Below are 22,942 nucleotides of genomic sequence, written 5' to 3'. Positions count from 1 at the left end.
ACTCGGAGCCACGAAGCAAAAGAGCCCCACCCGACGGTGAGGCTCTCAGCAATTTCCACACAGTCCGCTTTTAGCGCCGCCACCAGCCGCGCTTTGGTTTCTCGGGCGGCGTATCGGTCGAGATCGTCGGAATGACGATCGCCGGCGGCGGGGGAGGCGGCGGTTCTGCGGCCTCTGTCTGGGCCGGTACCGGCTGCGGCGCGGCGGCGACGATGGGTTCGGCCGGTGCCGCAATCGGCGGTGGGGGCGGGACCAGATTGTCGGTCGTCATCGCTGGCTGCGGCTCGTAGGGAGGCCGCTCCACCGGCATGTGCGCTCCTTCCATCTGATCCACGGCCGAGCCGTTGATCGGAGTGGCAGGGGCCGTGGGCTGATCTTCCGACGAAGGCTCCCAGCCGCCCTGATCGGGCGCGGCGCGCTCGCCCGTATGATCTCCGGCCTGATCGCCGAATTCGCCTTCACCATTCTCGCGGCGACGGCGGCGGCCACCGCGGCGACCGCGACGGCGACGGCGATCGGCTTCCTGGCGGTCGCCTTCCTCGGCATGCTCTTCGGTTGCGCGAGCACCGGGCTCTTCGCCCTCGGGCAAATCATCGCCCTCGGCCTGCGGGCCTTCCTCGGACGGAGTTCCATCGGCACGCGCGGTCTCGCCTTCGGCATAGGGGCGTGCCTCTTCGCCCTCGCCTTGCTCGTCGCGGCGGCCGCGCCGACGCCGACGCCGGCGACGGCGTCCGCGGCCATCACCTTCTTCGTCGCCACCGACACGATCGCCTTCTGCCGCTTCAGCGGCTTCACCTTCGGGCAGTTCGGTCTCCGCGCCTTGGCCTTCGATGTCGTAGCTGGCGCGCGCGGTCTCGTGCATCGGCCGCGGCTCCTCGCCACGGCGCGAGCGGACGCGCTCGATCTCGCAGTCGGCGGCGTGCATCTCCTCGTCGGCCTCGACCGTGACGTGGAAACCGTAGCGCTTCTCGATCTCCGACAGGGTGTGGCGCTTCTGGTTCAAGAGATAGAGCGCGACATTGGGCGGCACGCTGACGATGATCTCGCTCGACCGGCGACGGACGCCTTCCTCCTCGATGGCACGCAAGGCATGCAGCGCCGCCGATTCGATCGAGCGCACGCGACCGGTGCCGGCGCAATGCGGGCAGATCTCCGTGGAGTGCTCGAGCAGGGAGGGACGCAGGCGCTGGCGCGACATCTCGAGCAGGCCGAAGGCGGAGATGCGGCCGATCTGGATGCGGGCGCGGTCGTTGCGCATCGCCTCCTTGACCTTGTGCTCGACCTGGCGCTGGTGGCGCGTCTCCTCCATGTCGATGAAGTCGATCACGATCAGGCCGGCGAGATCGCGCAGGCGGACCTGGCGGGCCACTTCCTCGGCGGCCTCGATGTTGGTGCGCAGCGCCGTCTCCTCGATGTTGCGCTCCTTGGTGGAGCGGCCCGAGTTGACGTCGATGGCGACCAGCGCCTCGGTCGGGTTGATGACGATGTAGCCGCCGGAGCGCAGCTGGACGACCGGCGAATGCATGGCGTCGAACTGGTTTTCCACCTGGTAGCGATGGAAGAGGGGGATCGGCTCGTCGTAGAGCTGCACCTTGCCGGCTTCGTGCGGCATGAGCTGGCGCATGAATTCCGAGGCGGCCTGGTAGCCGGCTTCGCCTTCCACCAGCACCTGGGCGATGTCGGTATCGTAGACGTCGCGCAGCGAGCGCTTGACGAGGTCGCCTTCCTCGTAGATCAGCGCCGGCGCCGTCGAGCGCATGGTGAGCTCGCGGATCGAGTCCCAGAGGCGGGACAGGTATTCGTAGTCGCGCTTGATGTCGATGTTGGAGCGTTCGAGGCCGGCGGTGCGCAGGATCACGCCCATGCCTTGCGGCACCTCGAGCTGGGCCAGCATCTCCTTCATGCGCTTGCGGTCGCTGGGGTTGGAGATCTTGCGGCTGATCCCGCCGCCGCGGCCGGCATTGGGCATCAGCACGCAGTAGCGGCCGGCCAGCGAGAGATAGGTGGTGAGGGCGGCGCCCTTGTTGCCGCGCTCTTCCTTGACGACCTGCACCAGCAGGATCTGGCGGCGCTTGATGACTTCCTGGATCTTGTACTGGCGGACCGGCTGGCGGCGCCGACGCTCGCGCGTCTCGCGTTCCTCGCCGACGGCATCGTCGCCGCCTAGCGTCTCGACCGTGACGTCCGGCTGCGGCGCCTCGGCGGGATCGACCGGAACGCCGACGGTATCGCCTTCCGCCGCGGCGCCCTCGCCCGTCGTCTCCAAGGCCTCGGTAGCGGGGGCCTCGGTGACGGAGGCATCGGTGGCCGGGGCATCGGGCGTCGGGTCGGCCTCGAGGGCGGGACCGTCGATCCGCTGCTCGGCCGCCATTGCGGCGGGCTGGGCGTGCGGGACGACCTCGACCGGCACGGACTCGCCCGGCGCCTCGATGCCAGCGGGCAGCCCCTCGGCGGGCGCGGCTTCTGCAACCGTGTCCGGTGCCGGTGCTTCCGATGGCGCGACCTCGGCCACCGCGCGGACGTCATCACCCTCCAGGTGAGCGGACTCCAGCCGTTCCGCTGCCGCAATCGCCTCCGCTCGCTCTTCGCGCGCGTCGTCGATGTCGGTGCGGTCTATCCTGCCAGCCGAAGGCTCCGGCTCCTCGTCCGCCTCCGCCTGCAACCGCTGCTGCTCCGCAATCAACCGCTCCCGATCCGCAACCGGGATTTGATAATAATCTGCGTGCACTTCGGAGAAGGCCAGGAAGCCGTGGCGGTTGCCGCCGTATTCGACGAAGGCGGCCTGCAGCGAGGGTTCGATGCGGATCACCTTGGCGAGATAGATGTTGCCCTTGAGGGGCTTGCGCGACGCGGTTTCGAAATCGAATTCTTCCAGACGTGTTCCGTCGACGACCACCACGCGCGTCTCTTCGGGGTGGCTGGCATCAATGAGCATGCGCCTTGCCATGGGCTCGCTCCCGAGGGACCTGGTTTCGACCGGCGCGAGCGACCAGCGGCCAGGCCGCCTCTCTGGCGCGAGGGGGACGGTGCGCCATCGACCCGTCGAACGGCCGACAACCGGCCAAGACGGGGAAGCATCGCATCGCCGGACCGAACTGGGTCCTGCCGACCTCGAGGTTTCCTAATAGCCACCGCCTACCTGACAATCCCGCGAACCTACCTTGTAGAAAAGGCGACCCGGCGGTGACTGCCGTCGGAGCGCGGCCTCCTCGGGAGGGCGCTTCGAACGACGGCGACTGCTCGCGGAACGCAACATACGGGGTTCCAAATGGACCGACAACCCAAACCTTGATGTTCTTTAAAACAAGCCATAACTGACTGAAAAACCTTGAAATTATTCGTATCCTCATATATTGCTTTAAGAAACTGCCATAAGAATGCCGCCCCTCTGCCCCGGACTTGGCGCCAATGATCGTCGTTCGCCGTCGCGCTCTGTTCGCCGCTTCCCTGGCTCTGGGAGCGGTCGCTATGGGGGCAAAATCGAGCTTGGCCTCGCCCGCGGTGAAGAAAAGCCGCCTGCCGATCCCGGTCCCGCCCAGGCCCAAGACCATTATGCTCGATCCCGGCCATGGCGGCGCCGATCCCGGCGCGCTGGGCGTCGGCGGCACCCAGGAGAAGCGGGTGGTGATCGCCGTGGCGCGCGGCCTGCAGCAGCAGTTGCAGCAGGGCGGCCGCTACCGCGTCCTGCTGACCCGCGCCGGCGACAGCTTCGTGCCCTTGCGTGAGCGGGTGGCGCGGGCCGAGGCGGCCAAGGCCGACCTGTTCCTGTCGATCCACGCCGATTCCCACCCCGATCCCGACGTGCGCGGCGCCTCGGTCTACACCATCTCGGAGGAGGCCAGCGACCGCGAGGCCGCCGCCCTGGCGGCGCGCGAGAATCGCGACATGTTCGCCGGCATGCGGCTCGGCGCCCAGCCCGACGATAGCGTCACCAAGACCCTGGTCGCCATGGCCCAGCGCGGCACCGGCAACGATTCGCGCCGCTTCGCCGACACCATCGTCCATACCTTCGGCCGCAGCGGCGTGCGCCTGCTGCCACGCACCCACCGCGAGGCGGGCTTCGCCGTCCTGACCTCGCCCGACATCCCGGCCGCCCTGGTAGAACTGGGCTATCTGTCCAATCGCTACGACGAGAAGCTCCTGACGGTGCAGCAGCACCAGGTGGCGCTGGGCCGGGCGCTGCGCGCCTCGATCGATGCCTATTTCGGCGCGGGTTCTGCCACAAGAAAGGCGTAACTCGCCCCGACTATCCTCGGCCCCATCCGCCGCGCCCTTGAACCGACGGCAAAGCCCTGTACTAAGGTAACCGTGACTCGCCTCGTCAAAATTCTGCTGGCCTTCTGCGTCGCCGGGCTGATCGTCGGCGTCGGCACCGTGGCCGGCCTGTTCTGGCATTTCAGCCACGGCCTGCCCGACCACAAGCAGCTGGCCGACTACCAGCCGCCCACCGTATCGCGCCTCTACGCCTCGGATGGCCGCCTGCTGGCCGAGTACGCCAAGGAAAAGCGCATCTTCGTGCCGGTCGCCGCCATGCCCAAGCGCCTGCTCGAGGCCTTCGTCGCGGCCGAGGACCAGCGCTTCTACAGCCATCCCGGCGTCGACGTGATCGGCATGATCCGCGCCGCCATCACCGACCTCGCCAATCCCGGCAAGCGGCCGGAAGGCGCCTCGGGCATCACCCAGCAGGTGGCCAAGAACTTCCTGCTCTCCAACCAGGCGACGCTCGCGCGCAAGATCCGCGAGGCCATCCTGGCCTTCCGCATCGAGGAGACCTATTCCAAGGATCGCATCCTCGAGCTCTATCTCAACGAGATCTATCTCGGCTCCGGCAACTACGGCGTCGCCTCCGCCGCGCTCAACTACTTCGACCGCTCGCTGGGCGAGCTCAGCCTGTCGGAGATGGCCTATCTCGCCGCGCTGCCCAAGGCCCCCAATCGCTACAACATCGTCCGCAACGAGAAGGACGCCTACGCCCGGCGCGACTACGTGCTGGCCCGCATGCGCGACGATGGCTACATCACCGCCGCCGAGGAGCAGGCCGCCAAGGCCGAGAAGCTGCAATACCGCAAGCGCGGCCCGACTGAGGTCGTGAGCGCCGACTTCTTCGCCGAGGAGGCGCGCCGCAACCTGCTGTCGGCCTATGGCGACAAGGGCCTCTATGAAGGCGGCCTCACGGTCATGACCTCGCTCGATCCGGCGATCCAGGAAGTCGCCGACAAGGCGCTGCGGGCCGGGCTGATCGATTACGACCGCCGCCACGGCTGGCGCGGACCCTACGCCAGGATCGCCGACATGAGCACCAACTGGCAGGAGGAGTTCGCGCGCATCCAGCAGCGCCGCCCGCTCTACGGCCCGCCGACCTGGCAGCTCGCCGTCGTCACCAAGGTCGAGCCGCAGCAGGTGCAGATCGGCGGCCTGCCCGACAACGGTGAGGGCACGGTGCCGTTCGCCGAGATGCAGTGGGCGCGCCCGACGCTGCCCGAGCAGAATGTCGGCGGCTATCCCGGCCGTCCCGCCAACGTCGTCAGCGTCGGTGACGTGATCGTGGTCGAGAAGGTGGAGAAGGGCGCCAACAACAAGCCCTATCCGGCCAATACCTATGCCCTGCGCCAGGTGCCGAACGTCAACGGCGCCGTGGTGGTGATGGAGCCGCAGACCGGCCGCATCCTCGCCATGTCGGGCGGCTGGTCCTACGGCATGAGCCAGTTCAACCGCGCGGTGCAGGCGCAGCGCCAGCCCGGCTCGTCGTTCAAGCCGTTCGTCTATCTGGCGGCGATGGATGCCGGCATCACGCCCTCGACCCTGGTGCTCGACGCGCCGTTCGAATACGACCCCGGCCACGGCCAGCCGATCTGGCGGCCCGGCAACTACCAGAACGAGGAATCGCTGGGCCCGGCTACCGTGCGCCGCGGCCTCGAACTGTCGCGCAACCTCATGACGGTGCGCATGGCGCAGCAGATCGGCATGAAGCGCGTGGTCGATGTCGCCAAGGAATTCGGCATCGCCGACAACATGGGCGCCTATCTGCCGATGGCGCTGGGCGCCGTCGACACCACGCTGCTGCGCATGACCATGGCGCACGCCATGCTGGCCAACGGCGCGCACGAGATCACGCCCAGCCTGATCGATCGCGTGCAGGATCGCGACGGCAAGACCATCTATCGCCACGAGCCGCGCGTCTGCGAGGGCTGCGGCGAGGCGGCCGCCGGCCAGAAGCCCAAGCCGCCGCGCATCGTCGATCCGCGCAAGCCGTTCCACGATCCGGCCTCGGTCTACCAGGTCGTGAACATGATGCTGGGCGTGACGACGCGCGGCACCGCCGCCCAGCTCGCCGCGCTCGGCCGGCCGATCGCCGGCAAGACCGGCACCACCAATGATTCGAAGGACACCTGGTTCCTGGGTTCGACGCCCGATCTCACCATCGGCATCTATGTCGGCTTCGACGAGCCGCGCACGCTGGGCCGCAGCGAGCAGGGCAGCTTCACCGCCGCGCCGATCTACGAGCGCATCGCCAAGGTGGTCTACAAGGACAAGCCGCCGGTGCCGTTCCGCATCCCGCCCGGCCTGCGCATCGTGCGCGTCAACCACGATACCGGCCAGCCGACCTATCCGGGCGACCCGCAGGCGATCGACGAGGCCTTCAAGCCCGGCACCGAACCCACCGGCGACAACCAGCAGGTGCTCGACGGCTCCGCCGCGATCTCCGGCGTCGACCCCTCCGAAGGCGGCTCCGTCGCCGGCGGCGGCGGCCCGCGCCCAACCCTGACCGGTACCGGCGAGACATACTGAGCGCTCGCTCACCCTTCGAGACGCGGCCTGCGGCCGCTCCTCAGGGTGAGGACTTCCTCTCCACCGGCGCCAGAGGGCAGCTCATCGGAGCGCACAACCGGAGTTGCGCCGTCATGATTCAAGAGCGCCACTGGAGTGGCGCGCTCCCCCGAGGCTCATCGGAGCGCGCCACTCCAGTGGCGCTCTTGTGTCATCCCGACCGCAGGGAGGGATCCCTGATCGGCGCCTGCCACGAGATCCCTCACTCCGTTCGGGATGACAGGGTTCTTTGGGGAAGAAGACGAGATCCCTCACTTGAGCGCGCAGGTTACCGCGCGCGATTCGGGATGACACAGTTCTTTGGGGAAGAAGACGAGATCCCTCCCTGCGGTCGGGATGACACGGTTCTTTGGGGATGCGGGTCTTTTGGGGGCGCGGAACCTTGCGATGGGCACGGTTCCCGGGATGACATCGAGGCGGCGCTTGACGGTCCGGCGCGTTTGTCCCTAGACCCCTCCCGCCGTCTTCCTCCTCTCCCCCGGAGGGGGAGAGGGCGGGTGAGGGGGAGCCTCCCGGACAGCGGCGCAGGACACAGGCCCCGGACACAGGAAAGAGAGTAGAGCGATGCGTGCCGAAGCCCAGGCGATGGTGAGCCAGATCGAGGAGTCGCTGGAACTCCTGAGGAGGCGTCTTTGACTACGACCGTGCGGTCGTCCGTCTCGACGAGCTGAACGCGCGCGCCGAGGATCCGGCGCTCTGGAACGACGCCAAGGAAGCCCAGGCGGTCATGAAGGAGCGGCAGAAGCTCGAAGTCGCCATCGCCACCATCAAGCGCCTGCGCGCCGCGGTCGACGACAATGTCGGCCTGATCGAGATGGCCGAGGCCGAGAAGGACGAGGCCATGATCGCCGACGCCGAGGCCGCCCTGCGCGTCGCCGGCGAGGAGGCCCGCCAGGCGCGGCTGGAGACGCTGCTCTCCGGCGAGGCCGATGCCAACAACGCCTATGTCGAGATCAATGCCGGCGCCGGCGGCACCGAGGCCCAGGACTGGGCCGAGATGCTGGCCCGCATGTACACGCGCTGGGCCGAGCGGCGCGGCTTCAAGGTGAGCTGGCTCGAGGAGAGCGCGGGCGAGGAGGCGGGCATCAAGTCGTGCGCCTTCAAGGTCGAGGGCCACAACGCCTATGGCTGGCTGAAGACCGAATCGGGCGTGCACCGGCTGGTGCGCATCAGCCCGTTCGACGGCAACGCGCGGCGCCAGACCAGCTTCGCCTCGGTGTGGGTCTATCCCGAGGTGGACGACAACATCGAGATCGAGCTTGTCGACAAGGACCTGCGAGTCGACACCTACCGCGCCTCGGGCGCCGGCGGCCAGCACGTCAACAAGACCGATTCGGCGGTGCGCATCACCCACATCCCGACCGGCATCGCCGTGGCGGTGCAGCAGGAACGCTCGCAGCACCAGAACCGCGCCAAGGCGATCCAGATGCTGAAGGCGCGCCTCTACGAGGTGGAGCTGCAGAAGCGCGAGGCCGAGCGGCTGGAGGCGGAGGCCAACAAGACCGACATCGGCTGGGGCCACCAGATCCGCTCCTACGTGCTGCAGCCCTACCAGATGGTGAAGGACCTGCGCACCAACGTCGAACGCTCCGACCCGCAGAAGGTGCTCGACGGCGACCTCGACGAGTTCATGGCGGCGTCGCTCGCGGCGCGCGTGGGCGAGGGTAAGGATAAGGAAGCGGCCTAAGGCTTGAGTATTGTCGGTTTCTGTAGCCAAGAATTCATGATAACTAACGGTTGTATGGGGAGCACGAACAATACAAAACTGGAAGAGAACTAGAGATGCGTCGCGACATTTATGAGCCTTCCGCTGAGGACGGGCCGATGGAAGTCGCACCTAAAGTTGTGAAAGCTCCATCCCCCTGCCACAACATCGAAATTGTGAGCCTCTTCGCCGGCGCTGGTGGACTGGACCTAGGCTTCAAGCAAGCCGGCTTTAAAATTGGCCTCGCGATCGACTCGTCTGAAGCCGCTGTGATGACGCATAAAGCAAACTTTCCAAGAGCAAAGTCTTACGCAAAAGATCTTCTTCGACTTGGGCCGGCAGGTGTCCTCAGATACGTAAGTAAAACTGTTGCAGTTGGACAGCGCATAGGAGTCATAGGCGGGCCGCCTTGCCAGGGCTTTTCGCGAGCGAATACCCAAGCTCAAACGAACGATCCGCGGAATAAGCTACCCTCACTATACCTTCGCATCGTTAGGAAGCTACAGACTCGATATACAGTAGAATTCGTTGTGTTCGAAAATGTCCTGGGCATACGAGATCAGCGGCATTCCAAAGTATACGAAGCGCTTGTTTCAGGACTTGAAAGACTTGGCTTTGATGTCACAGAAAAAGAACTGTGCGCTTTGGATTTCGGAGTGCCCCAGACTCGTCGTCGAATCGTCTTATCCGGTCTTCGAGCTGGAAGAAATCACATCGAAGTGCGGCCTCGCAAATGTCATACCGGCGCGACAACTGTTCGAGATGTGATTGGCGGGCTAAAAAAGCCGGTGTTTTTCAAGTTTGGGGCTGATCCTTCGAAGTTCCCTGTGCATCCTAATCATTGGACAATGCAGCCAAAATCAACTCGGTTTCTAGAACCCAAAACCGCCGATATGGATGTCTTTGCTCCTGATCCTGGACATTAACGATGATCTGGCCGCCTTTGACATCGTGTCCATAGATCACAGTAGCCCCGATAGTTTGATCAAAAGAAGGATGATAGGGGCGCCGATCGGCCCGCTGATCGTAATCGTGATTCGTGGTGAGAACACAATCATTGCGACCTCCGTGTTGACAGAGGCATCTCAATTAGACCTGCATGGCTGGCCAGCCAATAGAAGAGTCCGCACAAAAATAAGAAAGCAAGAATTGGAAAGCGCTGATCTAGACCGATCGGTAAGCTTCGAACAAGTTGGGCTAGACCCGATTGAAATTCTGTTGCTGGCAGTGAAAGAAAGAAACCTAGGTTGTGAAGGCCCGCCCTCACTCAATCCTGATATCCGCCGCCTTCACCACCTTCCGCCACGCCTCGATCTCGCTGAGCGTGAACTGGCGCAGCTCCTCGGGGCTGGTCGGGGTCATGGGGCCGCCCAGCGCCAGCAGCTTCTCGTTGACCTCGGGTGAGGTGCCGGCGGCGATGAAGTCCTTGTTCAATTTATCGACGATCGCCTTCGGCGTGCCGCGTGGGGCGTAGACGGCCGACCAGGTCGTGAAGACGAAGCCGGGCAGGCCGGCGACGTCGGCGCCCGGCACGCCGGGCAGCATCGGGCTGGCGTCCTTCTGCGTCACGGCCAGCGCATCGGCCCAGCCGCTTTGCAGGATCATCTTGGCGCTGGAGAGGTCGGGCACCATGAAGGAGATCGTGCCCGCCTTGAGGTCGGGCGCGGCGAGCTGGTTGTTGCGGTAGGCGACGTGCACGGCGTCGACGCCGGTCAGCATGCGGTAGAGCTCGCCCGCCACCCGCGCCGAGATCGCGCCGGAGCCGAAATTGTGCTTGCCCGGCTCGGCCTTCAGCCTGGCCGTCAGCTCGGCCAGCGTCCGCACCTTCAGGCCCTGATGCACCAGCATCACCAGCGGCACCAGGCTCATGCGCGTCACCGGCTCGAAGTCGCGGATCGGGTCGTAGGGCAGCTTGTCGTAGAGCACCGGGTTGCCGGCATGCGTCATCGACGAGGTGGTGAGCAGCGTGTGGCCGTCCGGCTTCGCCCGCGCCACCGCCTCGGCGGCGATGATGCCGTTGGCGCCGCCCTTGTTGTCGACCACCACGGGCTGCTTCCACATCTCCGAGAGTTTGGCCGCGACGATGCGGAAGGTGACGTCGGTCGAGGCGCCGGGCGGGAAGGGCACGATCAGCGTGACCGCCTGGCTCGGGAAGGTTGCCTGCGCGCGGGCGCTGCGGGTGAGGAAGGGGTTGCCGATCGTTGCCGTGCCCACCGCCGCGACGCCGCCCAGCACGCGGCGGCGGCCGATCCTGATGCCTGTCATGTCGTTTCCCCGCAAACTTGTCCTTTCGGCCATTGGATGCCGTTGCGGCGCGGCTCGCAAGCATTGCCGGCCGTCTTGGCGCGCGGTTTTCCAGAGGCACGGCCAGTCGGCTCGCTGGACTCCGTCCCGGCCTGACGGGATATCGCGAAGGCCCGGGCGAGGAGCCCCGGCATCGCGACATGACTGTGGGAAACGGGGAGAGAGATGTTCGATCGAATTCGGCCGGCGGCTGCCATGGCAGCGGCGCTGCTCGGGGTGTTGGTGTTGCCGGGCGTCGCCGCCGCGCAGGGCGAGGCGATGCCGGTCTACAACTGGGTCAAGGCCAGCGCGCCGCCGGCCAATGCCGTCACCGCGCCCGAGCCGCCGCACGCTGCGACCTGCCGTGCCCAGAACCGCGGCGGCGGCTTGTGGGTCGGCTCCTGGGACGGCAGCCACTGCATGATCTTCGATGGCGGCAGCAAGGTCAGTTCCAATCGCGAGCTCCAGTTCCTGGTCGTGGCGCCGGGGAGCAGCCCGGCGCGCTGGGTGCCAGGGCGCCGGTCGCTGGCTGGGGCGCTCAATGCCGGCGACCTGTTCGGCGGCATCACGACCCAATATGTGTGCAGCCAGCAGGGCGGCGTCGGCGCGCTCTATGAGGGGACGTGTTCGACGGTGCTGGCGACGAACGGCCAGGCGCCGGTGTTCGTGCTGCTCGGCGTCGACCGGCCGGTCGGCGCTCCCGGCGCGGCGTCCGGCGGTCCGGCCGCCGGTGCGGCCACGGCCGGGACCGCGGGCGGGCCGGCGCCCAACAACGGCACGGGCGTCCCGCAGTACCGTTGGGTCGCTGCGGGGGCACCGCCGGCCAATGTCGTCGTCGCACCCGACGAGCCGCACTATGCCGTCTGCCGCGGCCGTCACGGAGGCTCGGCGCCGGGGACGAGAGTGGGATTGTGGACCGGCCGGCAGTGCTTCGGCAGCTACGGCGGCGCCCCGCAACCCCTGGAAGGTCCGATCGCCTTCCTCGTGCTTGCCGGCGGCGGCGGCGCGCGCTGGGCCGAGGGCAGCAACAAGCGCCAGCCGGGCAATGCCGGTCGGTTCCCGCCCAACGTGGTGAATATCGGCAAGAACGAGTTCGGCCTCGACCAGGTCGTCTGCTCCCTGGCGGGCGGTATCGGCTGGGTCTATGACGACGTCTGCGAGGTCACCTACTTCGATATGGGCGGACCGAACCCCTACAGCATGTTCAAGCCCACGCGGCTGCTGATCGGCACGATTCAATGAGGGCAGTGAGTCCAATGAGGCTGGCGAAGGGCGGCCGATCCGCGGCCGCTGTCACGAGCCGCGGACGGGCTTGAGCACCACTTCGCCCACCAGCTCGATGCCGCGATAGAGGATGCGGATCGCCGCCGCATCCGGCGAGACGGTGAGCGCGGCCGGCGTCGCCCAGGCGATGCGCTTGGCCTTGAGGTCGGCCATGTTGATGGCATGCGTGCCCAGGAACAGGTGCTCGGGGTTGACGCAGCGGCGCTCGTCGCAGCGATGGCACAGGAAGGCGCCGGGCGGGATCGGGCCGTTGGCGATGGTCCAGGCCCAGCGATGCGCCAGCCAGGTGCGCTGGTGGCAGCGGACCTGGCCGTAGCCCTTGGCGTTGGGCGGGCCCTGCCAGATCAGGCAGCCGCTCAACGGGTCGCGGCGCGTGTGATGGGCCAGGCGCTGCGCCGCGCTCCAGGCCTTGGGGCAGCGCTTGCCATTGCCGATGGTGCGTTTGCGAGGAGGGCGCCGGGCAGCGCGGGGCTTCTGCGCCGGCGATGGGCGATCGGACCGTTTCATGCGCGCCAGGATAAGGCAGCCGTCCGCGCCACGACGATTCTGGTCTTTACTCCCCGTGGGCGCATGCCGCCGAAACGGATCCCTCGACTACGCTCGGGATGACGGAGATTTCGGATGGAGCGTTCGACGCCGGCCACATCCTGACAGACGCACTTCCATCGTCATCCCGAGATGCACTTCCATCGTCCCGAGCGCAGTCGAGGGATCTCTTTTCAGGTGCCGGATGTCGTCGGTGCCGATCGCGGCCGGCCCATCAGGGTGACGAGGATGTAGGAGATGGTCACCATCACCGCGACCCCGATGAAGATGCCGGCGACGCGGTCGATCACCGGCAGCAGGGCGTTGGGGGGACCGCCGTCGGTGACCAGGGCGGCGATGAAGGCGAGGCCGCCCTGGGTGCCGATATAGGATTGCCGGCCGCCGCCGTGATGCAGGCGGGAGAAGAAGAAGATGCCGGCGAACAGCACGGTCGCGTAGACGGGCAGGCTGTCGAGCTCGAACAGCAGGGCGGCGAGTCCCAGCGCTGCGCCCAGCAGGCAGCCGATGAAGCGCTGGCGGGCGCGGACGCGGCCGGTGCCGAAGTCGCGGTCGACGACGAACATGCAGGAGAGGATGGCCTGCGACAGCGCCGGCAGTCCGGTCAGCGACCACAGCGCCATCAGGGCGACGCCGGAGAAGCCGCCGACGAGCGCGGCGTAGAACAGGCCCGACTTGTCGCCGTCGGCCGCGGCCGGTGGGGGCGGCGGCGCGGTCGAGCGGCGGGGCAGGAGCACGGCGTGCACGAGCGCGCTGGCGACGACGCCGCAGGCGATCTCGAGGAAGCGCGACTGGGCGTAGATAAACAGCGTATCGGTCTCGATGATGCTGACGGTGACGATCAGCATCAGCGTGAGGCAGCCGTAGAACCAGGCGTAGCCGTAGGGGCTGGCGAAGCGCTGGTAGCAGCCGAGGCCGCAGGCGACGAACACAGCCAGCGCCTGATAGGGCGGGAAGCCTTCCATGACGATCGCGAGCCAGTAGCCCAGCGCCAGGCCGACGGCGGTGCCGAGGAGGCGCATGATCGCCTTGCGCCACAGGGCGCTGAAATCGGGGTTGGCGACCATCCAGGCGGAGATGGCGGCCCACCACAGGCCGTCGATGCCGAGCAGGGCTGCGAACGCCACCGCCAGCACGACGCTTGCCGCCGTGAGGATGCCCTGGCGGGCGTCCCAGCCGGGCGTCTCCATGGCGGTCAGAACCAGATCAGCACGCGGGCATCGGCGCCGCGATAGAGCGGACGCTCCGCCGGCAGCGGCCCCATGTCGATGATCACCGGGAAGCGGCGCGGCACGCGGATCCAGTCGACATCCAGCGGCACGTAGGGCAGGGCGCGCGGATCGGCGTCGTTGCGGGCGATGCCGGGCGCCACCGCGCGCAGCGTCCCGACATGCAGCCGCCACGGTTCGGAGCCGATGGTGAACAGCACCGTCTGGCCGGGCCGCACGCGGGCGAGATGGCGCTCGTTCAGCGCCGCCTTGATGTACCAGTTCTCGTCGGAGACGATGGCGGCCACGGTCTTGCCCGTGGTGGCATAGTCGCCGGTGTGCGCCACCAGCGGCGCCACCCGGCCGGAGACGGGCGCGACGAGGCGGGTGCGCGAGAGATCGTAGGTGGCCTTGTCGAGCGCCTGGCCGGCCGCCACGCGCTCGGCGCGGCGCACCGCGACCAGGGTCTCCGACACCGACGCCAGCGCCTCGGCCTTGCGCAGGTCGGCGGCGGCGACGCGGGCATCGCGCCGCGCCTGATCCCATGCCGCAGCCGACACGCCGCCGCTCTGTACCAGCGCCTCGGCGCGGGCGCGTTCGGTGAGCGCATCCTTGAGCGAGGCCTGGGCGGCGGCGACCGTGGCGGTGGCCTCGGCGATGGCGGCCTCGGCCAGGCGGATGCGCTCCGTCGTCAGCGCCACTTCGGCCTCGGCCGAGGCGACCGCGATCTCGAACGGCTGTGGCTCGATCTGGGCAACGGTGTCGCCGGCCCGCACGACGGTGTCGTCGATGACGGGCAGGGCGGCGATCGGGCCGGACACTTCCGGCGCCAGGAAGATCACGTCCGTCTCGACGAAGGCGTCGCCGGTATAGGCGAAGAAGCCGACCGAGATCTCGTAGACCAGGAAGACCGCGGCGATCGCGCCGATAAGGCAGGCGACGACATGACGTTCGACGAAGGACAGCACACACGCCTCGAAGCAATCGACCAGGACGAGCGGATGCAACGCATGTGCAAGTGCGCGCCGCCTCCGCAACCTTAGATAGCGTGCTTTGTCCTCCGGTGCCTGTGACCATGCGACACCCGATGGCGTGTCAGGCGAGGGCGATGCCGCGGGCGCCGAGCAGCAGGCCGATGGCGACGATGACGATGCCGAGCGCCTGTGCGGTGCGCGGCCCATTGGGCGCCAGGCGTTCGAGCGTGACCGCTGCCGTGACGAGCAGCATCGCGCGCAAGTCCATCAGCCCGACGACGAGCAGGACCGCCGTCAGGCCGGCGCAACTACAGACGCAGTGAACGCCAAGGCGCACGCCGTGTCGCCAGGCCGTGACAGCGTTCGCCGGCACCAGCCGGTCGCGTGTCGGCATCTCGCGGCAGCCGGTGAGGGTGCGAGTCTTCCAGGCGGTGAACTGGAACATGCCGGCCATCACGACGATCGCGCCCGGGACGAGCGGACCGTCGCTCTCGATCGCCGTCACTGCCGCGTCGAGGGGCAGGACGATCAGGCCCGAAGCGATCCAGACAGCGAGATAGCCCGCTCCCACCAGCGCGGTCAGCAGATCAGGACGTCCTGCCGGCAGGTTATCGAGGGTCTGGCCATCGAGCATCTGGCAACCGAGGGTCTGACGATAGCGCCACAGCGTCGGCAGCAGCGATGGCAGCATCATCGCTGCCATCATCACGCTCCACATGCCGAGGAAGGATGCCGCGCCGTCGAGCCCGGTCCGGCCGCAGATCGGCATCGCGTCCATGGCCGGTCTCAGCGCGCGCCGTATTCGTCGTGGCGGCGCCACCACACGCCAGCCTCGTTGCGTCCCTTGGGCGCGCGGTCGAGCCACTGGTACATGCTCCAGATGCCGTCCACGCCGCGCGCGTAGGTGGAGTAGGTGTGATAGACGACGCCGTCCTCGATCACGAAGGCGCTCATGCCGGGCCGGTCGCGGGCATAGGTGGCGGCGTCGGTGCCGCAGGTGGCGGCGAACTCGACGACCGGCGCCGGAGCTGGCGTCATGTCCATGGCATGGCCGCCGCGGCGGAAGTTGTAGTCGATGCCGCCCTCGCGCTGCTGCGTCTCGGTGAAGGAGACGTTGAAGTCGAAGTTGAAGTCGCCGCCCTGCGAGGACGCCCACGGGAAGCTCCAGCCCATGCGCCGCTTGTAGGCCTGCAGCTTGGCGAGCGGCGCCCGCGACACCGCCGTCAGCGCCACATCATGGTTGGCGAGATGCACGACGGAGCCATCGAAGCCATCGGCCACCGACGAGCAGGAGGGGCAGCCGGCCTTGTAGTCGGGCCCGAACATGAAGTGATAGACGAGGAGCTGCGAGCGGCCCTTGAAGAGGTCCGCCAGCGAGACGGTGCCGTCCTCGGTGTCGAAGCGATAGTCCTTCTCGACGCGGACCCAGGGCAACGCCTGGCGGCGGCGCGCCAGCTCGTCGCCGCGCCGCGTCAGTTCCTTCTCGGCCTCGAGCAGGTCGAGCCGTGCGGTCAGCCACTGTTCGCGCGTTCCCGTGATGTGTGTCGTCATGATCCTTCTCCCTTTCGGGCGGTTGATGGGCGTGGGATAGATAAGGGTCGGGCTGCGGACGGTGAGAGTGACAAGTGTGGCGGGATTCGAATGGACTCTCTGATCACGGCCGCGGCGCGCGCCCTCGCCGCCGGTGATCCTCTCGGCGCGCTGAACCGCGTCGCGCTGCGCGACGATGCGGCGGCGTTGGCGCTGCGCGGCATCGCCATGGCGCAGCTCGGCGATCTCGAGCGCGCCCGCAGCCTGTTGCGCCGGGCAGCGCGTGCCTTCGGACCGAAGGAGGCCGTGGCCCGCGCGCGCTGCGTCGTCGCCGAGGCCGAGATCGCGCTGGCGTCGCGCGACCTCGGCTGGCCGGCCAAGACACTCGACATGGCGCGGGCGATCCTCGACGAACAAGGCGACCCGGTGAATGCTGCGCATGCCGGCTATCTCGAGGTCCGGCGCCTGCTGCTGATCGGCCGCCTCGACGAGGCCGAACGCGCGCTCGCGGCGCTCGATCCGGCGCCGTGTCCGCCCGCGTTGCGGACTGCTCACGAGCTGGTCGTTGCCGGCATCGCGATCCGGCGGCTGCGCACGAAGGCCGCGCGGACGGCGTTGACCCGGGCCGCGGAGGCCGCGCGGCAGGCCGATATTCCGGCGCTGACGGCGGAGGTCGAAAGCGCTGCCCGAACGCTCGATGCGCCGGCCGCGCGCCTGATCGAGCGCGGCGAGGAGCGGGTGCTGCGGCTCGACGCGGTCGAGACCGTGTTGGCCTCGCAGGTCCTCGTCGTCGATGCCTGCCGTCATGCTGTGCGCCAGGCCGGCACGGTTGTGTCGCTGGCGACGCGGCCGGTCCTGTTCGTACTCGCGCGCGCGCTGGCCGAGGCGTGGCCTGGCGATGTGGCCCGCGATGCGCTCATCGCGCTGGCCTTTCGCGGCAAGGTTGCCGACGAATCGCATCGCGTGCGGTTGCGAGTCGAGGTCGGACGGTTGCGCACCCTGCTTCGACCGCTGGCCGACCTGCGCGCCACCAAGCGGGGATTTGCGCTGGCGCCCCGTCGCGATGGCACGATCGCGGTGCTGGCACGGCCGGTCGAGGAGGAGCATGGCGCGGTCCTGGCGTTCCTGGCCGACGGTGAGTCTTGGTCGAGCTCAGCGCTGGCATTGGCCTTGGGCGCCAGCCAACGCACCGTGCAGCGGGCCCTCGATTCGCTGGCGGCGGCCGGCAAGGTGCAGTCGTTCGGCCGCGGACGCGCGCGCCGATGGATGACGCCGCCGGTGCCGGGATTCACGACCGCGTTGTTACTCCCTGCGTTTCTGCCGGGCGACTAGGATGCCGGCAACCAGGATGGAAGACATGAAACGATCAGCAGCCGAGATCATTCGCGAGTACGGTCCGTTCCCCGGCGTGGACCAGGTGGGCGGCGTCACCTTCGACGGACACCGTGTCTGGTTTGCCGCGGGGGATGCGCTCAAGGCACTGGATCCCGAGACCGGAGCGACACTGCGCTCGATCGAGGTGCCGGCGCATGCCGGGACGGCGTTCGATGGCCGGCACCTGTTTCAGCTCGCCGATGAGCGTATCCAGAAGATCGATCCGGCGACGGGCCGCGTCCTGGCCACGATCCCGGCGCCGAGCGGCGGCGGTTCCGGGCTCGCCTGGGCCGAAGGGACGTTGTGGGTGGGGCAGTATCGGAACCGTAAGATCCATCAGCTCGATCCCGATACCGGCGCGATCCTGCGCACGATCGAATCCAATCGCTTCGTCACCGGTGTCAGCTGGGTCGATGGCGAGCTGTGGCACGGCACCTGGGAAGGCGAGGAGAGCGATGTGCGCCGGATCGATCCTCGATCCGGCGATGTGCTGGAGCGTCTCGAGATGCCACCGGGAGTCGGCGTTTCGGGCCTGGAGTCCGACGGCGGCGACCGGTTCTTTTGCGGCGGCGGGAAAAGCGGGAAGGTGAGAGCGATTCGCCGCCCGCGGCGAGACTCTGCACTCGGCAATGGTTCCGTCGCACGCGGGATACGCACCGGCGAATAATCGAGCGCGGCCCCAAGCGGCGAGGGCCGATCACAGAACTTTAAAGTTGATGTCGCCTGAGTGACGACAACCGACGTTAGAGAGACCTCCGTCCATCGATGCGGCGGAGGAGTGCGTGAGGCGGTTATGTCTTGGGTCCACCGCCCTTGCGTCCACCTCTCTCGCGATCGGCGGGCTGGTGGCGGATCCCGCCCTGGCGGCTGATCCCATCAAGATCGGCGTCGGTGGCTATTATCAGTTTTACGTTCTCGCCGGTGCCATGGAGGGCAACTACGCCCTCAACGGAACGTCGGTGCAATATAACGGCATCCAGTTCATCCAGCAGGGCGAGATCTATTTCAACGGCGTGACGAAGCTGGACAACGGAACCTCGGTTGGCATCCGTGTCCAGCTCGAAGCCTGGGATCCCTCCTACGGGTCGGCCGGTACGGATGTGCGCGCGGTCGACGAGGCGTACATGTATGCCTTCGCCGATTGGGGCAGGGTCGAGTTCGGTGCCAAGGACGGCGCCGCCTACACCATGTATTACGGTGCGCCGTCGGCGCTGCCCGGCTGGGGCTTCCTCAAGCACAACTCCAACTTCTCGTGGTCCAATCCGGTCGCGCGCGGCTTCAACGTCGCGGCCCTTCGTCTCGATGGCAGCACCATCGACGTGGAGCAGAACAAGCCCAACCGCATCAACTATTACACGCCGCGCATCTGGGGCTTCCAGATCGGTGCCAGCTATGCACCGAAAGTGCAGCCCAGGACCCAGCCCGGCTCCATCTGGGGCCTGAATTCGGGACCGACCAGCGGAGTCGCCGGTGTCTGTGGCTTTCCTGCCGCGACGGCCGCCAACGGCTGTCCGATCAACGACAATTCCTGGCTCAATGCCGTGGCCGTGGCCGCCAATTACCTCAACAAGTTCGGCGATCTCTATGTAGCGTTCTATGGCGGCTTCTCGACCATGACCTTCAGCCCGAGCCTTAACCAGGTGCAGTCGGCCTACAATACGATCAACGGCGCCAACCTGTCGTCCTGGAACCAGACCGTGATCGGCGTGCAGTTCGGCTTCCGCGGCTTTACCGTCGGCGGCTCGTGGGGCTGGGACAATATGGGGCTCGGCCGCAACGGCTATACCGGCGGTGACAATGACACGCGGACCTGGGCGGCGGCGGTGATGTACGAGACCGGGCCGTGGCAGATGTCCGCCGGCTTCGCCGTGGCCACCAACGACAATGGCAATGGTTCGCCGTCGCTGCTCAATTGCGCGCAGGGTTCGACCAGCACCTGCTCGGTCGCGGCGGCGGCAACATCGTCGGTCTATTTCGGCAGCAATCAGAGCGCCGGCGCGGCCACCTTCGGCACCCTGACGGCTTCCTACATCGAACTGGGCGCGACCTATCAGCTCGGCCCCGGCGTCAAGCTGGTGGGCGGGGCCGTCTTCACCAATCTCACCGGTCCGTCCAACGCGGTCGCCGCCCAGAGCTGGGCGGCGCTGCTGGGCATGGACCTGCACTTCTAAGAAGAGGGTGGCGATGTCGTCCTTCCACGCCAACCGGTTCTTCGCGGCGTCGGCGCTTGCGGCGGTCGGCGTCGGTTTCCTTCTGGCGGTGGTCCCGGCGTTCGGCCAGCCGAAGACGATCTTGCCGGCAACCGCCGCCACCTGTGACCAACTGCGCGGCTGGCTGGTGCGGTACGACAGCGAGAAGGGCTCGCAGCATCTGTCCGGTCGTCGCTTCCGGGCCGATGTCGCCCTCGCGCTCTGCGCCTCCGGTCGGTATGCCGAGGGCGTTGCCATCCTCGAGACGGAAGCGCGCAACGCCGGATATACATTCCCTACGCCGTAGGCTGAGATCTGCGCCACAGAACATCGGCGTGGAAACGCCTCCGATTGTGAAGTATGGGCCCTTGATCGCAGGCCAGGTGTTTCTGCTGTTCGATCGGAATGGGGACGCGTGATGGGGAGCACGATGAAGCGCAGGTTTTTGGTGGCGGTCGTTTGCAGCCTGCTGCCGACGGCGGTCCACGCCGATGACGCTTCGTACTGTGCCGAATTGGGTGCGCTGGCGCGCCGCTATCTCGGCAGCGCCGGCGCGATGGGCGGCATGGGGCCGGATCCGGATACGCAGCAGGCCATCCAGGACTGCAATTCCGGAAACACCGCCCGCGGCATCGCCGTGCTGGAGAGGAAGCTGCGCGCTTCGGGCTTCACCTTGCCGAAGCGCTCCTAGCGCCTGACGGTTCAGGCGTTTCTTTTCAAGTCGAGCTGCGAGGACAGCGCGTCGACGCGGCCGATCAGGCCGGCCAGTGCTCGTGCAACAAGGATCGGGATCGCCAACAGGCCGAAGATGGGAATGACCGCGAAGACGATCCAGGCCCACGCTCTCCGGCTGGCTTTCAGGGCGAGCGGGACGACCGCGAAGAGCAGGACGAGTTGTATAAGCATAAGGGGAACGAGCTGAATCAAGACATCGCTGGGCTGAGGCTGCATCGTCCAGGTACTCCGGGAAGTGACGTTGCATTGATGCCACAGGCCTGCAACCGCCGGTACCTGAATATCCTCCCCTGATCAGGCTATGCTCAATCCGAGGAGGATCGCATCATGTCCATCGCCGTCGAGCGGATCGATCATATCGTCATCAACTGCCGCGACGTGGAAGCCACCGCAGCGTGGTACGAGCGCGTGCTGGGCATGGCGCGGGAGGTGTTCGGGCCGGAGCGACGGGTGGCGCTGAAATTCGGCCAGCAGAAATTCAATGTGCGGCAGACCGGCACAGCGAACTGGTGGACCGCCGAGAACGACGTGCCAGGGTCGCTCGATCTCTGCTTCGTCACCCGGCAATCACCGCAGGAGGTCATCGGGCATCTACGAACCTGCGGCGTCGAAGTCGCGCAGGGTCCGGTGACGAAGACCGGCGCCCTCGGCCCGATGACATCGGTCTATTGTCGAGATCCCGACGGCAATCTGATCGAGATCTCGACCTACGCCTAGTCGATCAGTTCGTATTCCAGGCGGGCCTGGTCGACGAGCTTCACCAGAGCCATGAAGCAGCCGGAGGCAAGGCCGGGGAAGCCGTCGACGATCCAGTTGGGAGCACTCTCGCTCTTCGGGGAGACGCGACGGGGCGTGGGTGCCAGGCAGCCCACGAACCGCGGATCGCGGGCGACAAGGCGGTCGATCCGCTCCTGCAGGTCGGCCTGGATCTCCTCCGCGGTCGCGCGCTTCTTCAGGGTAATCGGCACATGGATCGTACGGACTGCCGTGTTCTCGATGAAGGTGCTGAGCATGTTGTTGGCTCCTTCCGGAAGCGTCGGTCGAGGGGGCTCTCTCTTCCATACGGAGCGGAACAGCCAATCGTTCCCGCATGAAATCGAGTTCACCCTAGAGTGCTGACCCGATGCGGCAGAAAGGTGGCGGTCGGCCGGCGAGAGTCTGAATGTCGCAGGGAAGTGATCGCCATGTGTATCCGGCGTTGCGATCGCCACCCTTGAAGGACGATTCACCGACATGCCATCGTGTTCGCCGGCCGCAACGCTCACTGGCTCACTGCCTGTGATGGGGCGAAGCTCGACGACGAAACCGCAGGAACCCGCCCATGAAGACCCGATTGCTTGGCCGTACCGGCATTTCCGTTTCAGAGCTTTGCTTCGGTACCATGTCGTTCGGGGGTGATGCAGACGAGGCGATGTCGACGGCGATGTACAAGGCCTGCCGGGAGGCCGGCATCAATTTCTTCGACTGCGCCGATGCCTATGCCGGCGGCAAGTCGGAAGAAATTCTGGGCCGGTTGGCGAAAGGGCATCGCGACGAGCTCGTGCTGACGACCAAATGCTTCAACCCGATCGGTCCCGACGCAAATGCCCGTGGGTTGTCCCGGCGCCATATCGTGCGGGCGGTGGAAGCCAGTCTTCGGCGTCTGCAGACGGACCGTGTCGATGTGCTGTTCCTGCATCAGTGGGATCAACTCACGCCGATCGAGGAATCGATCCGGGCGCTGGAGGATCTCGTGCGCGCCGGGAAGGTGATCTATCCGGCCATCAGCAATTGGGCGGCGTGGCAGATCCAGCGAGCCATCGATATCGAGGAGCGCCAGGGCTGGGCACGGCTGCAGGTCATCCAGCCGATGTATAACCTCGTCAAGCGCCAGGCCGAGGTGGAGATTCTGCCCATGGCGGAAGCCAACGGATTGGGAGTGATGCCCTACAGTCCGGCGGCGGCCGGACTGCTGTCTGGCAAGTATTTCGGCCAGGCCTCGGGGCGGCTCAGGACCAACAAGATGTATGAGGCGCGCTACGGCGACGCCTGGATGATCGAGGTGGCGGAGCGGTACGTTGCCTTCTGTCGGGAGAGAGGGCTGCATCCGGTCAGCACCGCCATCGCCTGGGTCGGAGCGCATCCTGCGGTTACCGCCCCCATCATCGGCGCCCGCAATCTCGACCAGCTGAAGGATTCGCTCGCCGCGGTCGAGATCGCGATGACTCCCGGGTTGCGCGCCGAGATCGCCGATCTTTCCCGTGCGCCACCGCCGGCAACCGACCGATCCGAGGAACAGAAGAAGTAGGC

21 protein-coding genes are annotated in these 22,942 nt (G+C 67.0%); 12 read left to right on the top strand and 9 right to left on the bottom strand.

Annotation, left to right across the window (positions count from 1 at the left end; translation table 11 throughout):
- Positions 1–70 precede the first annotated feature (70 nt).
- Complete coding sequence (locus B5D62_RS08070; protein ID WP_085933235.1) at positions 71–2,947, bottom strand: ribonuclease E/G; 2,877 nt, start codon at positions 2,945–2,947, stop codon at positions 71–73.
- Positions 2,948–3,408: 461 nt separating this feature from the next.
- On the opposite strand from B5D62_RS08070, the gene B5D62_RS08065 reads away from it, so the two are divergent.
- From B5D62_RS08065 to B5D62_RS08050, 4 genes are all read left to right on the top strand, one after another.
- Positions 3,409–4,236 carry an N-acetylmuramoyl-L-alanine amidase family protein gene (locus tag B5D62_RS08065; protein ID WP_085933234.1) on the top strand — a complete coding sequence of 276 codons (828 nt, stop codon included), beginning with the start codon at positions 3,409–3,411 and terminating at the stop codon, positions 4,234–4,236.
- Between the two features lie 72 nt (positions 4,237–4,308).
- A complete protein-coding gene (locus B5D62_RS08060) occupies positions 4,309–6,789 on the top strand; it encodes a penicillin-binding protein 1A (protein ID WP_170920827.1) in 2,481 nt (826 codons plus the stop codon).
- Between the two features lie 603 nt (positions 6,790–7,392).
- Positions 7,393–8,515 (top strand): peptide chain release factor 2 gene (gene prfB / locus B5D62_RS08055; RefSeq protein WP_139373761.1). Its coding sequence is split into 2 segments (ribosomal slippage): positions 7,393–7,461 and positions 7,463–8,515, totalling 1,122 coding nucleotides; the frame shifts between segments, so codons are not numbered across the junction.
- Between the two features lie 95 nt (positions 8,516–8,610).
- Entirely contained in the window at positions 8,611–9,459 is an 849-nt protein-coding gene (locus B5D62_RS08050; RefSeq protein WP_085933231.1) for a DNA cytosine methyltransferase, read from the top strand.
- Between the two features lie 337 nt (positions 9,460–9,796).
- Here the strand turns inward: B5D62_RS08050 and B5D62_RS08045 are convergent, their stop codons facing one another.
- Positions 9,797–10,798: a Bug family tripartite tricarboxylate transporter substrate binding protein gene (locus B5D62_RS08045; protein ID WP_170920826.1), complete on the bottom strand. Its 1,002-nt coding sequence runs from the start codon at positions 10,796–10,798 to the stop codon at positions 9,797–9,799.
- Between the two features lie 204 nt (positions 10,799–11,002).
- Here B5D62_RS08045 and B5D62_RS08040 point away from each other — a divergent pair, with 204 nt between their 5' ends.
- Positions 11,003–12,058, top strand: coding sequence for a hypothetical protein (locus B5D62_RS08040; RefSeq protein WP_085933229.1), 1,056 nt, complete (start codon positions 11,003–11,005; stop codon positions 12,056–12,058).
- 51 nt (positions 12,059–12,109) lie between these two features.
- Here B5D62_RS08040 and B5D62_RS08035 read toward each other — a convergent pair whose 3' ends face one another.
- From B5D62_RS08035 to B5D62_RS08015, 5 genes are all read right to left on the bottom strand, one after another.
- Positions 12,110–12,607, bottom strand: a complete 498-nt coding sequence (locus B5D62_RS08035) for an HNH endonuclease signature motif containing protein (RefSeq protein WP_085933228.1) — start codon at positions 12,605–12,607, stop codon at positions 12,110–12,112.
- Between the two features lie 212 nt (positions 12,608–12,819).
- Positions 12,820–13,833, bottom strand: coding sequence for an FUSC family protein (locus tag B5D62_RS08030; protein WP_085933227.1), 1,014 nt, complete (start codon positions 13,831–13,833; stop codon positions 12,820–12,822).
- A 5-nt stretch (positions 13,834–13,838) separates the two neighbouring features.
- Positions 13,839–14,858, bottom strand: a complete 1,020-nt coding sequence (locus B5D62_RS08025; protein ID WP_170920825.1) for an HlyD family secretion protein — start codon at positions 14,856–14,858, stop codon at positions 13,839–13,841.
- Positions 14,859–14,946: 88 nt separating this feature from the next.
- A complete protein-coding gene (locus B5D62_RS08020; protein WP_085933225.1) occupies positions 14,947–15,603 on the bottom strand; it encodes a DUF2182 domain-containing protein in 657 nt (218 codons plus the stop codon).
- 8 nt (positions 15,604–15,611) lie between these two features.
- The gene (locus B5D62_RS08015) at positions 15,612–16,376 is read right to left on the bottom strand and encodes a DUF899 domain-containing protein (RefSeq protein ID WP_085933224.1); all 765 of its coding nucleotides are present in this window, start codon (positions 16,374–16,376) and stop codon (positions 15,612–15,614) included.
- Between the two features lie 90 nt (positions 16,377–16,466).
- On the opposite strand from B5D62_RS08015, the gene B5D62_RS08010 reads away from it, so the two are divergent.
- The 5 genes from B5D62_RS08010 to B5D62_RS07990 all read left to right on the top strand — a co-directional run bounded on the left by B5D62_RS08010 (position 16,467) and on the right by B5D62_RS07990 (position 20,609).
- On the top strand, positions 16,467–17,687 hold the full coding sequence (locus B5D62_RS08010) for a helix-turn-helix domain-containing protein (RefSeq protein WP_085933223.1): 1,221 nt from the start codon (positions 16,467–16,469) through the stop codon (positions 17,685–17,687).
- Positions 17,688–17,712: 25 nt separating this feature from the next.
- Positions 17,713–18,396 carry a Vgb family protein gene (locus B5D62_RS08005; RefSeq protein ID WP_085933577.1) on the top strand — a complete coding sequence of 228 codons (684 nt, stop codon included), beginning with the start codon at positions 17,713–17,715 and terminating at the stop codon, positions 18,394–18,396.
- A gap of 115 nt (positions 18,397–18,511) precedes the next feature.
- Entirely contained in the window at positions 18,512–19,900 is a 1,389-nt protein-coding gene (locus tag B5D62_RS08000; protein ID WP_269435083.1) for a porin, read from the top strand.
- Positions 19,901–19,913: 13 nt separating this feature from the next.
- Positions 19,914–20,225 (top strand): hypothetical protein, encoded by a 312-nt coding sequence (locus tag B5D62_RS07995; RefSeq protein WP_085933221.1) that lies wholly within the window; start codon positions 19,914–19,916, stop codon positions 20,223–20,225.
- A gap of 123 nt (positions 20,226–20,348) precedes the next feature.
- Entirely contained in the window at positions 20,349–20,609 is a 261-nt protein-coding gene (locus tag B5D62_RS07990) for a hypothetical protein (RefSeq protein ID WP_085933220.1), read from the top strand.
- Between the two features lie 11 nt (positions 20,610–20,620).
- On the opposite strand, the gene B5D62_RS07985 is transcribed toward B5D62_RS07990, so the two are convergent.
- The gene (locus tag B5D62_RS07985) at positions 20,621–20,869 is read right to left on the bottom strand and encodes a hypothetical protein (protein WP_085933219.1); all 249 of its coding nucleotides are present in this window, start codon (positions 20,867–20,869) and stop codon (positions 20,621–20,623) included.
- 111 nt (positions 20,870–20,980) lie between these two features.
- Between B5D62_RS07985 and B5D62_RS07980 the strand changes: the two genes are divergently transcribed.
- Positions 20,981–21,370, top strand: a complete 390-nt coding sequence (locus B5D62_RS07980; RefSeq protein WP_085933218.1) for a VOC family protein — start codon at positions 20,981–20,983, stop codon at positions 21,368–21,370.
- Here the strand turns inward: B5D62_RS07980 and B5D62_RS07975 are convergent.
- Positions 21,367–21,666, bottom strand: a complete 300-nt coding sequence (locus tag B5D62_RS07975; protein ID WP_085933217.1) for a hypothetical protein — start codon at positions 21,664–21,666, stop codon at positions 21,367–21,369. The genes B5D62_RS07980 and B5D62_RS07975 overlap by 4 nt on opposite strands.
- A 308-nt stretch (positions 21,667–21,974) precedes the next feature.
- Between B5D62_RS07975 and B5D62_RS07970 the strand changes: the two genes are divergently transcribed.
- Positions 21,975–22,940: an aldo/keto reductase gene (locus B5D62_RS07970; protein WP_085933216.1), complete on the top strand. Its 966-nt coding sequence runs from the start codon at positions 21,975–21,977 to the stop codon at positions 22,938–22,940.
- Positions 22,941–22,942 lie beyond the last annotated feature (2 nt).

Source organism: Enhydrobacter aerosaccus (assembly GCF_900167455.1).
Lineage (GTDB): Bacteria > Pseudomonadota > Alphaproteobacteria > Reyranellales > Reyranellaceae > Reyranella > Reyranella aerosaccus.
This window is presented reverse-complemented; position numbering and strand designations above follow the sequence as displayed.